Annotated in this window: 10 protein-coding genes; 9 read left to right on the top strand and 1 reads right to left on the bottom strand. The window is 39.0% G+C overall.

The genetic code is table 11. The annotated features are described in order from the left end of the window. The first annotated feature begins 85 nt into the window (after positions 1–85). The 9 genes from CWD91_RS06555 to CWD91_RS06515 all read left to right on the top strand — a co-directional run bounded on the left by CWD91_RS06555 (position 86) and on the right by CWD91_RS06515 (position 11,977). Positions 86–1,519 (top strand): ATP-dependent DNA helicase, encoded by a 1,434-nt coding sequence (locus CWD91_RS06555; protein ID WP_103440175.1) that lies wholly within the window; start codon positions 86–88, stop codon positions 1,517–1,519. Between the two features lie 33 nt (positions 1,520–1,552). Further along, positions 1,553–2,116, top strand: a complete 564-nt coding sequence (locus tag CWD91_RS06550) for a DUF4126 domain-containing protein (RefSeq protein ID WP_103440174.1) — start codon at positions 1,553–1,555, stop codon at positions 2,114–2,116. 116 nt (positions 2,117–2,232) lie between these two features. Next, complete coding sequence (gene kdsB / locus CWD91_RS06545; protein ID WP_103440173.1) at positions 2,233–2,961, top strand: 3-deoxy-manno-octulosonate cytidylyltransferase; 729 nt, start codon at positions 2,233–2,235, stop codon at positions 2,959–2,961. Further along, on the top strand, positions 2,952–3,653 hold the full coding sequence (locus tag CWD91_RS06540; protein WP_103440172.1) for an HAD family hydrolase: 702 nt from the start codon (positions 2,952–2,954) through the stop codon (positions 3,651–3,653). The genes kdsB and CWD91_RS06540 overlap by 10 nt, the downstream gene beginning before the upstream one ends. Positions 3,654–3,657: 4 nt before the next feature. Then, positions 3,658–4,785, top strand: coding sequence for an iron-containing alcohol dehydrogenase family protein (locus tag CWD91_RS06535; protein WP_239985677.1), 1,128 nt, complete (start codon positions 3,658–3,660; stop codon positions 4,783–4,785). A gap of 139 nt (positions 4,786–4,924) precedes the next feature. Beyond that, positions 4,925–5,464, top strand: a complete 540-nt coding sequence (locus CWD91_RS06530; protein ID WP_103440171.1) for a 1-acyl-sn-glycerol-3-phosphate acyltransferase — start codon at positions 4,925–4,927, stop codon at positions 5,462–5,464. A gap of 400 nt (positions 5,465–5,864) precedes the next feature. Further along, a complete protein-coding gene (locus CWD91_RS23125; RefSeq protein WP_103440170.1) occupies positions 5,865–9,545 on the top strand; it encodes a thrombospondin type 3 repeat-containing protein in 3,681 nt (1,226 codons plus the stop codon). A gap of 34 nt (positions 9,546–9,579) precedes the next feature. Continuing rightward, entirely contained in the window at positions 9,580–10,467 is an 888-nt protein-coding gene (locus CWD91_RS06520; RefSeq protein ID WP_103440169.1) for a PorP/SprF family type IX secretion system membrane protein, read from the top strand. Positions 10,468–10,882: 415 nt separating this feature from the next. Then, positions 10,883–11,977 (top strand): hypothetical protein, encoded by a 1,095-nt coding sequence (locus CWD91_RS06515; RefSeq protein WP_103440168.1) that lies wholly within the window; start codon positions 10,883–10,885, stop codon positions 11,975–11,977. A gap of 233 nt (positions 11,978–12,210) precedes the next feature. Here CWD91_RS06515 and CWD91_RS06510 read toward each other — a convergent pair whose 3' ends face one another. Continuing rightward, entirely contained in the window at positions 12,211–12,921 is a 711-nt protein-coding gene (locus tag CWD91_RS06510; RefSeq protein WP_103440167.1) for a YebC/PmpR family DNA-binding transcriptional regulator, read from the bottom strand. Positions 12,922–12,952: the final 31 nt, after the last annotated feature.

Here is a 12,952-nt window from a genome sequence, read left to right as displayed (position 1 = left end):
TATTTAGTGGTTGTCACAAATCTACAATTTTTTTTTAATGGTAAAAGTATTTGACCTTAAAAATACTGATTATCTTTGATGACCTATGACTTCTATAACGGACGCTACTTTTTTTAAACTACTCAAAGACAAATTTCCCCATGATCCAACTGCCAAGCAGACAGTTGCTTTGGAAAAACTTGCAAGCTTTGTTTTATCCAAGGAAAAGGATAGTGTTTTCATGTTAAAAGGGTTTGCAGGGACGGGAAAGACAACCATTGTCGGCACCATAGTAACCAATCTTTGGAAAACCACGATGAAGGCGGTTTTAATGGCCCCCACGGGCCGGGCGGCCAAGGTAATGTCCAATTATTCCGGAACACAGGCTTTTACAATTCACAGAAAAATTTATTTCCCCAAAAAACAAAGTGGAGGTGGGGTTCAATTTGTATTGTCGCCCAACAAGCACAGAAATACTATATTTATTGTGGACGAGGCCTCAATGATTCCGGATACTCCCGCAGATTCCAAGTTGTTTGAGAATGGCTCTCTATTGGACGATTTATTGATGTTTGTTTACTCAGGACACAACTGCAAGTTGATTCTAATTGGTGATACCGCTCAGCTTCCCCCTGTACATTTGAATATTAGTCCTGCCTTGGACGAAAATCAATTGTCCTTAAATTATAATAAGGAAGTCATAAAATTGGAATTGGACGAGGTAGTTAGACAGGCAGAGGATTCTGGAATATTGGTAAATGCCACTAATTTAAGGGAACAGCTTCAGGGCGAATTTTACGATGATTTTAAATTTTTGGTAAGTCAGTATAGTGATATTGTGCGCCTAGTGGATGGGAATGATATTCAGGAGGCAATAGACGAATCCTATTCGCAAAATGGCAAGGAGGAAACCGCCATTATCGTTAGGTCCAACAAGAGGGCCAATTTATATAACGAAAACATTAGGAATAGAATTCTCTACCTTGAAAATGAACTTGCCGTAGGGGATTACATGATGGTGGTTAAAAACAACTATTTTTGGTTGAAGCCTACTTCAGAGGCTGGTTTTATTGCCAATGGGGATATTATTGAAGTGTTGGAGATATTTTCGATAAAAGAGTTGTACGGTTTTAAATTTGCCGAGGTAAAGGTGAAAATGGTAGATTATCCCAACCAAAAGCCTTTTGAAACAGTTCTATTGCTGGATACCATTATGGCGGAGACCCCGTCTTTATCCTATGATGATGGTAATCGGCTGTATCAGGAAGTGATGAGGGACTATGCTGATGAAAAATCCAAATACAAGAAGTTTCTGGCGGTTAAGAACAATAAATTTTTCAATGCGCTTCAGGTTAAATTCTCTTATGCCATTACCTGTCATAAGTCACAGGGAGGTCAATGGAATACTGTGTTTGTGGAACAACCTTATTTACCCAACGGAATAGACAGGGAGTATCTTCGATGGTTGTATACTGCGGTGACCAGGGCAAAGCACAAACTGTATCTTATAGGCTTCAAGAACGATTTTTTTGTTGATTAGGAATAGTCTAATTTCGCATTATAATTTTGGAATATGACTTTTGAGACCATTTTAAGCATATTTTTAGGTGTCGGGCTAGCGGCATCTGTGGGATTTAGAATCTTTTTACCATTGTTTTTTTTAAGTTTGGCCGCTTATTTTAATTTGTGGGAATTGAATGAAAATTGGCAGTGGATAGGAAGTATTACAGCTCTAATAGTTCTAGGGGTTGCAACGATCGTGGAAATTTTTGCCTACTTTATACCTTGGCTGGACAATCTGTTGGATAGTTTTGCCGTACCTATGGCCGCCTTGGCGGGTACAGCAGTAATGGTTTCAACGGCATCCAATTTAGATCCCCTGATTACTTGGACTTTAGCTATAATTGCCGGAGGTGGAACAGCTACGGCCATAAAAGGAGCTTCTGCCACAGGTAGATTGGCATCGACGGCCACCACCGGTGGTACGGCCAATCCTGTAATTGGTCTAGTGGAAACAGGGACTGCCGCCGCAGTGGCTACAGCTTCAATCTTTGCACCCATTCTGGCAGCCTTCATGGTCCTTATAATATTGGTCGTCATTTTTAGGGTTTATAGAAAACTTAAACCTAAAACATAATCCAAATTAACCTTAAATAATTTTCGTGTGAAATGGCCATGATCCAAAACTGGTCACAAAATCAATGAAGATATGCGTATTACATATGACCGTTCAAAAACAATAAATATCTACAAATGAAAATCATTGCAATGATACCGGCGCGTTACGCCGCATCAAGATTTCCGGCAAAGCTTATGCAGGACCTACAGGGGAAACCGGTAATACAAAGGACATATGAAGCAGCAGTAAATACTGGCTTGTTTCAGGAAGTGTATGTAGTTACGGATAGTGCCATAATATATGATACTATTAAAAAAGTGGGGGGAAAAGCTATTATGAGCATTAAGCAGCATGAATGCGGTAGTGATCGTATTGCTGAGGCTGTGGAGGCTATGGATGTCGATATTATTGTTAATGTTCAAGGAGATGAACCATTTACGGACAGGGAAAGTCTTGCTAGTGTAATTGAAGTTTTTAAGCACGATATTGCCAAAGAAATAGATTTAGCGTCCTTAATGACAAGAATCACGGATTGGGTGGAAATCAATGACCCCAATACAGTAAAAGTAATTGTTGATAATCAGAATTTTGCCCTTTATTTTTCCCGTGCCCCCATTCCTTACCCTAGGTCAAGGGAATTGGACATTCCGTATTTTAAGCATAAAGGAATTTATGCCTTTAGAAAAAGTGCACTCATGGATTTTCAGAGATTGCCCATGCTAATATTGGAAGCTACTGAAAAAATAGAAGCAATTCGTTATTTGGAATATGGAAAAAAAATTAAAATGGTAGAAACCAACGTATCAGGTATTGAAATTGATACGCCCGAAGATTTGGAAAAAGCCAAGAAGGTATGGAAATAGATTTTAAGAAAATAAAAGTAGTTGGTTTTGATGCCGATGATACGCTATGGGTAAACGAAACGTATTTTAGGAATGCGGAAGAAAAATTTGCCAGCCTTTTGGATAATTATGAAACCAAAAATCAAATTGATCAGGAACTTTTTAAAACCGAGATCAAGAATTTGGAATTATACGGTTATGGTATAAAAGGATTTATGTTGTCCATGATTGAATCTGCCCTGGATTTATCCAATAATAGGATTTCTCAGACAAGGATTGTCGAGATATTGAATCTAGGAAAGGAAATGTTGTTGCACCCGGTTGAGTTATTGGATGGTGTGGAGGAAGTGTTGGAGAAATTAAAGGATAAATATCGATTAATTGTATTGACAAAAGGTGATTTGTTGGATCAGGAAAGAAAATTGGAAAAGTCGGGCTTGTCCAAATATTTTCATCATGTAGAGGTACTTAGTGATAAAAAGGAGGATAATTATAAGAATCTACTGAATCATTTGGAAATTCCTGTAGAGGAGTTTTTGATGATCGGAAACTCATTGAAATCGGATGTATTGCCAATTTTGAATATTGGGGCAAAGGCGGTACATATTCCATTTCATACCACATGGCAACATGAAGAAGTAAAGTTGGAAGAACACAAGAATGATCATCTTACCTTGAACACTATCTCGGATATATTGGAATATCTTAATTAAGTTTATGAATGTAAAGAGTAAAAATAATAATACTATTAGCCACCCCGGATTGATGACGAATTATAAGAACTTTCCTATGGTACCCCGGGTCATTTTTGGCCAAGGATGTTTTGGACAATTGGGGGAAATTTTGATGCCCAAAAGGATTCATTCAGAGGCACCATTTATCTTTTTGGTCGACGATGTGTTTGAAGGCACTGAACTAGTTTCCAGAATACCTCTGATATTTAACGATCAGATAATTTTTATTTCAGCGGAAGAGGAACCAAAAACAGACCAAGTAGACGCCTTGGTAATTAAAATTAAAAATGATTTTGCCGATTTGCCTTCAGGAATTATTGGTATTGGCGGAGGTACATTGTTGGATCTGGCAAAAGCTGTGGCAATCATGTTGACCAATAAGGGCAATGCCTATCAATATCAAGGATGGGATTTAGTTAATAAACCATCAATATATCACGTAGGTATTCCCACAATTAGTGGTACGGGAGCTGAGGTCTCCAGGACCACTGTATTATTGGGGCCCGAGAAAAAACTAGGGATTAATTCGGATTACACCACTTTTGATCAAGTGCTCATGGATCCCGATCTAACACTGGGTGTCCCAAAAGAACAATGGTTCTATACAGGAATGGATTGTTTTATACATTGCATAGAATCACTGAACGGCACTTTTTTAAATGCCTTTAGTCAAAGCTACGGGGAAAAGTCATTGGAATTGTGCAAAGAAGTTTATTTGGGAGATTTGAAGGAAGATGATTCCAGAAATAAGTTAATGATGGCTTCTTGGCATGGCGGTATGAGTATTGCATATTCGCAGGTGGGCGTGGCCCATGCAATGAGCTATGGTTTGTCCTACTTGTTGGGAGTACGGCATGGTATTGGCAATTGCTTGGTTTTTCAGCATTTGGAAGAGTTTTATCCAGATGGTGTTGAGTTGTTTAATGAAATGAAGGAAAAACACAATATCCAACTTCCAAAAGGCATCTGCAATGAATTGACCAATAACGATTTTGATATTATGATCAATGTAGCTTTAAGCCTCGAACCCCTATGGGAAAACGCCTTGGGAAGTGCTTGGAGAACTATTATAAACCCAGAGAAATTAAAGTCTATTTATAAAAAAATATAATATTACCAAAAATTCGTAATCTGTTTATTAATGCCAATTTGCAACTTGATTTCATTGGGGATTGGGTAGAAAATGATAAAATGTTTTTTTTGAATTAAAAATTAACTGAGACCTTAACATTTTAAATAATTGATGGTTTATGCATGCACTTGCAAAGTTTATTTATTTTAAAATATTAGGATGGAAACTAATTGGTTCCTTTCCACAGTTGGACAAATGCGTTGTAATTGTGGTGCCTCATACCAGCTGGGTGGATTTTTTCCTGGGACTGCTAATTCGACGGGTCTTGAACGAGGATATTCATTTTATAGGAAAGAAAGCTCTTTTTAAACCGCCTTTTGGGTGGTTTTTTCGCTGGATGGGTGGTGCCCCTATAGATAGAAGCAAACAAATGGATACCGTAGGTGCCACGACCAAAATATTCGAGCAGAATAAAAAGTTCAGATTGGCGCTATCCCCTGAAGGAACTAGAAAAAAAGTTGCGGAATGGAAAACAGGGTTCTATTATATTGCCAAGGCGGCCAAAGTTCCCATTGTAATGGTGGCGTTCGATTTTGGAAAAAAGCAAATAAAAATTTCCAAACCACAATATCCTACAGACGACAAGGAACAGGATTTCTCAACCTATAAGGAATTCTTTAAGGGAGTGGAAGGCAAGATTCCCGAGAATAGTTTTTAAGGTTCCGAAAATTTGTTTTTGTCTGACATGGAATTTATTTGAGTTCCGTACAACTGCCTATTTTATACTATCCAATTTCTTTATTGAATCTATTTTTCTCTTAAATTCTTAATCTAATTCCTAGATTACGGCAATAGTTTAGTACTAAAATTATCTGTTTTTAGAATAGTTGTAAGCGATTAATTTTCCTACAAATTAATCCTACTACGGTATTAATAAATTTCACAACATAATTCGGCACTTACACATCTTTGGCGCTGACAAACTACACATTATATGGGTATAATACTACTTTTGATTCCGTAGTAATCTATTTACGTAATAAGTATTGGATTGTTAAAATTCAGGAAATAGGCTACATATAAATACCAACTAATCAAAATTTTAATTTACATTGAGAATGAAAAAAAAAACTGTTTTTACTTATTTAATTGCCCTTTTATGTTTTTCGGCATCTTGGGCGCAAACAACCGTCACGGTAACTTCGCTAACCGATGATGGCACTTTAGGCACTTTGCGTTGGGCAATGACCACGGCCAATGCCGATGCCAATATCAATGAGATTATTTTCGATTCCGGGCTATCAGGGACTATTACCTTAACTTCCAATCTTCCAAATGTGACCAGTAGTATGGTCATTACAGGTCCTGGCGCTTCAGATATTACTATTTCTGGAAACAATCAGTTTAAAATGTTTGTTATTAATTCTGGTTATACTTTGGATGTTTCTGGGTTTACCTTTGCCAATAGTGCAAATGATTATAACAATGGAACTATTTTTGCAGTATCCGGATCAACCGTAAATGCTTCAGATATAGTGGTTTCGGGGATTATTTATAGTACTCCCTTTTGGTCCAAAAGTGACAATTCTGTTATTAATATAACCAACTCTACCTTCAATAACAATTCGGCCACCTTGTTCCGGAGTGATTGGGGTTCAACACCTACTACAACATCTGATAATGAAACTGACTATACCAATAGAATAACCGTCACCGGATCTACTTTCAGTTCCAATTCAGGCCTAATATTCTATACAGAACGTTATGTGAAAATTGAGAATAGTATTTTTGAGGATAATACCGGTCAAATTGGACTTTTTAGAGGAGTCAACAGGTATCAGGTATTAAATTCAACGTTTACCAATAATACCAGCTATCAATTATTTTCATTTTATAGTTGGATTGGGCAGAATCCTTCCTGGGGCGAAGGAACCTTAGGTACCAATAATACTCTTTTTGAGGGCAATACCTTTATTGGGAACACTGGAACCGTTATTAATCCCGGAGGGAGTTCCAATTATGACAATAAGACCACCATATTTGATAATATATTTGAAAACAATGGCACCAATTGGACGGGTAATCCAATTGTGGTCTCCAGTAATTTATTGCCAAATTTTATTACCTCGGTTACACATTCCGCAATTGATGCTACGGTATCGGTAACCATGAGCAGACCTGTTTTTAATTCAGATCTAGGGTCTGGTGCATTGGAAGCCAATGACTTTCAATTTTCACTTTCAGGCGGTAATGCTACTTTGGGCTCTTCGTCACCGACTAGTATATCTATTAGTGGAAATACTTATGTCTTAGGAATAAATATTTTGGGCACTATTCACGGAACGGAGGAGTTAACTATATCCCCATTTGATGAGATTTCTATTTATGATGTAGATGTGAATAGAGCAAGTATTGCACAGAATAATGGTACAATCAATTTAAATTTTTTGGATGATGATAATGATGGGGTTGCCGATTACCAAGATCTTTGCCCTAACACTCCTTCTGGTGAGGTTGTGGAAGCAGATGGATGTACGGATATTACGGAACCACTGGCTCCCATTGGATTCACAAGTACTGCTGGTGCATACCAAATACATTTGGAATGGGATTCTAATACAGAAGATACGGTAGGATACCACTTATATGGAGGGACAGATGAAAACTCCTTGACTTTGATTGCAGATCTTTCCCATATTAGCTATAATGAATTTTACCATACGGGTTTAATAGCCAATACCACCTATTATTACAGCCTGAAGGCCTATGATTTGGCAGGTAACGAAAGTGTTTCCGGTGCAATAATTAATAATCAACCACAGCTACCATTTATTTGGGACGGTCCGAAAATTATTGTTGAAAAAATATCCAGTACAGATTGGACCCAAGGGGAGAATCAGGATTTTTTAACAGATAACGTAATAATTACCCGAGCCAATAATAAAGGCTTGTTTAACATTGCTGCTGAAACTGTTTACGATGAGAATATTTATATTTCCCCAAAAGATACCGAATGGGCGCAGGGTACCACTGCAGATTTTGGATCTCTTAATTTTTCAACTTGGATAAATACCATGGGATGGTGTCCTCCCTGTTATACCAATACCGATTTTGTTCTTCACCTTATTACGGATGATATCTATATTGATGTTAAAATCCTATCATGGGAAAGTGGTGGAAGCGGTGGTGGTTTTAGTTATGAGAGAAGTACGGCTAGTCCTGATGAAGATGGGGATCGAATAAAAGATAGTTTGGATAATTGCTTGGGCACTCCTGAAGGAGAAACAGTAGATGCCAACGGTTGTTCAGATTCTCAAAAAGATGCCGATAATGATGGTGTTTCAGACGCTATTGATATTTGTGGTGATACCCCAACAGGAGAAACAGTAGATGCCAACGGTTGTTCAGACAGTCAAAAGGATGCCGATAACGATGGTGTTTCAGATGCTATCGATACTTGTGCCGATACGCCTACAGGGGAATCTGTAGATAGCAATGGTTGTTCGGATAGTCAAAAGGACAGTGATAGCGATGGTGTTATGGATGATGTCGATACCTGTGCGAATACTCCAAATGGAGAAACAGTTGATGCGAATGGTTGTTCGGACAGTCAAAAAGACGGTGATAACGACGGTGTTTCAGATGCAATTGATACCTGTGCGAATACTCCAAGTGGGGAATCTGTAGATAGCAATGGTTGTTCGGATAGTCAAAAGGATAGCGACAATGACGGTGTTTCTGATGCAATTGATACCTGTGTGAATACTCCAAATGGAGAAACAGTTGATGCGAATGGTTGTTCGGACAGTCAAAAAGACCTTGATAACGATGGTGTTTCAGATGCAATTGATATCTGTGCGAATACTCCAAGTGGGGAATCTGTAGATAGCAATGGTTGTTCGGATAGTCAAAAGGATAGCGACAATGACGGTGTTTCTGATGCAATTGATACCTGTTCTAACACACCAATTGGAGAAACAGTAGATGCCAACGGATGTTCAGATAGCCAACAGGATGCAGATAACGATGGTGTTTCCGATGCAATTGATATCTGTGGTAATACCCCAGGAGGTGAAAATGCAGATAGCACGGGCTGTTCCGCTTCTCAAAAAGATGCAGATGGTGATGGCGTCAACAATGAGATGGACGATTGTCCTGCTACTCCCGCTGGAGAGTCTGTTGACACCAATGGTTGTTCCGATTCCCAAAAGGACAATGATTTTGATGGGGTGAACGATGAAGAGGACCAATGTCCTGATTCGCCCGAAGATGAAGCAGTGGACACCTATGGGTGTACTCCTTCCCAAAAGGATTCCGACAACGACGGAGTAAGTGATAATATGGACGAATGTCCCAATACTCCGTCCAGTGAAAGTGTAGATGCCCAAGGCTGTGCCGACTCCCAGAAGGATGCCGACGGTGATGGTGTTCAGGATTCATTGGACAACTGCCCGGAAGTGCGCAATCCAGGTCAGGAAGACCGGGACAACGATGGTCTTGGTGATGTTTGTGATACCATGGAACTCAACGTTTCCCAATCATTTACTCCTAACGGCGATGGAATCAATGATACCTGGATGATCCATAACATAGAGAACTATCCCAATTCTTTGGTAAGGGTATTCAACTCTTGGGGAAAAGAGGTCTTCTCGGCTAGGAATTACCAAAATACATGGGACGGCCGTTACAAAGACCTAGGAGCCAAACTTCCAGATGCCGGATCCTACTATTTCCAGATCGATTTTGAAGGTGATGGAAAAGTAGACCAGGACGGATGGCTTTATATCACTTCACGTTAACATAACCATAAATTAGAACCAAAGACATTTTAACATGCAGAAATACAATAAGATTATTATAGGCGCACTTTTGTTAGTGGGCGGAAGTATGTTTGCCCAGCAGGAAGGGGTAATCACCAATTATATGTACCATATGAATTCTTATAATCCGGCCTATGTTGGGGTGGACGGGGAGACAATGGTCACGGCGACATTCAGACAACAATGGACCGGCATCCAGGATGCGCCAAGTGCGGAAGCGGTATCCTTTGGGACCACCTTGGGCAAAAAGCTGGGAATTGGCATATCCATCTACAACAGTAATACTTTTGTGGAAAGCCAGACTTTTACAGGTATCGATTTTTCCTATAGGTTACAGTTGACCCAAGGGACGGATCTTTATCTGGGGCTAAAGGCAGGCGGTAACTCTTATAGTGTCAATACCTCCGGACTGGAAACATATAACGTAAATTCAGACCCGAGTATCTCATCAATTTCCCGTTTTAATCCCAATGTGGGGGTAGGGGCCTTGTTGAAAAATGGCAAGTGGTACGCTTCCCTGGCCGTACCACGGCTTTTGTCCACAGACCGAGCGGATAATAACAATGGAGTGGCCACGGCAGCTTTGGCCAAGCCACATGTCTACGCTACGGCCGGATATGCGGTTCTATTAAATGCACCTAGCAACCTAATGCTTAAACCTTCGGTCATGGGGCGTTATGTAAGTGGGGCACCGGTTTCAGTGGACTTCAATGCCATGCTATCTTTCGACGAAAGCTTTGAGTTCGGGGGCAGTTACCGGACTGATGGTGCTTTTGCCGGGCTGGTAAATTTCAGCATCAAAAAAAGATTGCAATTGGGATATGCCTATGAAGTAAGTACTAGGAGCGAATTGGCCAGTGCCAAAAATACCAATGAATTTTTGTTGAGGTTTTTGTTTTAAAGAAGATATAAACTATTGTAAAAAGGGCTAATACACAGGTGTTAGCCCTTTTTTTGATTCAAAACTATTTTGAATTGAAGCCTCTTTCCCATTTCTTCATATGCACGGGAAGAGTCTCAATTATAGTATTCTCCAATATAGTATTCCGGAATGGACAAATTTCAATATTCGGTTTTTAATCCAAGAGCAGTTTTTGGCATGGAATTGGTAACTCTCCGAAAACAAGACTGTACCAATAGGGCAGTTCACAACATTTTTTAACACTTACACATCTTTAGTATTGTAATAAATCCTTTACTATAGTTGAAATACTAAATTTGATATCAATACGTTATGAATGAACAATGTATAAGCGTATTTATATCAAGGAAAAGCATTGTACAAACCAGCAACTATTGTATAAATTCCATCGAGAATGAAAAGAAATCAAATAATATATTTTCTCATTGCCATCTTCTGTTTTTCAGGATCTTATGCACAAGGGGATATATCGGTAACTTCCCTTGCCGATGATAATAGTATAGGAACCTTACGCTGGGCGATAAATAGGGCCAATGAGGATTTCAAAATCAATAAAATTGTTTTTGATACAGGGCTGAAGGGTTTAATTAACTTAAACTCCAACCTACCGAATGTGACCAGTAATATGATTATTAGAGGGGGCGGGGCAGATAATATTACTATTTCTGGTGCTAGTGAATACCGAATGTTTGTAATTGAATCGGGATTTACATTGGATATATCTGGATTCACCTTTACAGATTCTGCCGATAATTATAATAACGGGACTATTTTTGATGTCTCCGGATCATCTGTTATAGCTACTGAAATAGTGGTTACCGGAATTTCCAACCAAACTGCTTTTTGGTCCAAAGGTGACAATTCGACCATTGATATCACCAATTCCATTTTTAAAAACAATTCGGCCACCCTATTTAGAAGCTATTGGGGATCTACTCCAAGTATAACATCAGATAATGAAAGTGACTATACAAATAGAATTACGGTAACGGGATCTACATTTAGCAACAATCGGGACTTAATTTTTTCCACGGAGCGCTATGTAAAAATAGAAAATTGCAAATTTAGTAGGAACCATAGTCAAATTGCCAGTTTTAGGGGGGTAAACCGCTACCAGGTTTTGAATTCTACCTTCGTAAACAATACCGGCAATCTGCTGTTTACGTTTTCAAGTAAAATTGGAGACACTCCATCGTGGGGCGAGGATACCCTGGGTGCCAATAATACCCTTTTTGACGGAAACCTATTTCAGGGCAATACAGGAACTATTATTAATACTGGCGGAGGTTTTAAACATGATTCCAAAACTACTATTACGAATAATATTTTTGTCAACAATGGAAATATGTGGTACGGTAATCCTATCGTAGCAACTGGAAACCAACAGAACAATTTTATTGAATCGGTTTCTCCATCGGAAAATGACGGCACTGTTTTTCTTAACTTGAACAAATCACTCCTAATAGAAGCTGACGAAGAACTGCACTAAAGTTGGGTGTTTCCAAATGTTGGAATTGATTTATAATATAAAAAGCATTAAATCCATAAATAAAGAAGAGGCCTCATCAAGGGCCTCTTCTTTATTTTTTTACCCACTAAGTGAGATATGAATGCTACGACACTTGCCGGTCGGTACCGTTCGGGCGGACGTTGAAATATTATCAGTAGTTTCCATCCGATGCCTCAAGGCAAGCCCATGAGGTAATTGACTAATGAAAATAATTATTCCTGCATGGTGTGATATACGTTTTGTACATCATCGTCCTCTTCTATTTTTTCCAGGAGTTTTTCAACATCTGCAGCTTCTTCCTCACTCAAGGCCTTGGTTACCTGTGGAATACGTTCAAAACCGGAAGATAGAATTTCAATCTCCCTGTTTTCCAGTTCTTTCTGAATGGCTCCAAAACTTTCGAAGGGAGCATAAATTAAAATACCATCCTCATCGGCAAAAACTTCTTCGGCTCCAAAGTCGATCATTTCCAATTCCAATTCCTCAGGGTCGATATCTTCAGCTGAAATCCTAAAATTACAGGTATGGTCGAACATAAACTCAACGGAACCGGAAGTTCCCAGACTACCATTACATTTGTTGAAGTAACTTCTAACATTTGCCACGGTCCTTGTATTATTGTCTGTAGCTGTTTCCACCAATATGGCAATTCCGTGAGGTGCATATCCTTCAAAAAGAACTTCCTTAAAGTCCCCTAAACTCTTGTCAGAGGCTCTTTTAATGGCTCTTTCCACATTATCCTTGGGCATGTTTACGGCCTTGGCATTTTGGATTACCGCCCTTAACCGTGCATTGGAATTCGGGTCTGGTCCTCCCTCTTTTACCGCCATAACAATATCTTTGCCTATTCTGGTAAAGGCCTTTGACATTGCGGACCATCTTTTCATTTTACGTGCTTTTCTAAATTCAAAAGCTCTTCCCATTTCTTGGTTTAATTAGAATAATATGAAACAA

It is taken from the genome of Arenibacter hampyeongensis (assembly GCF_002909255.1).
In the GTDB taxonomy this organism is placed as follows: domain Bacteria; phylum Bacteroidota; class Bacteroidia; order Flavobacteriales; family Flavobacteriaceae; genus Arenibacter; species Arenibacter hampyeongensis.
This window is presented reverse-complemented; position numbering and strand designations above follow the sequence as displayed.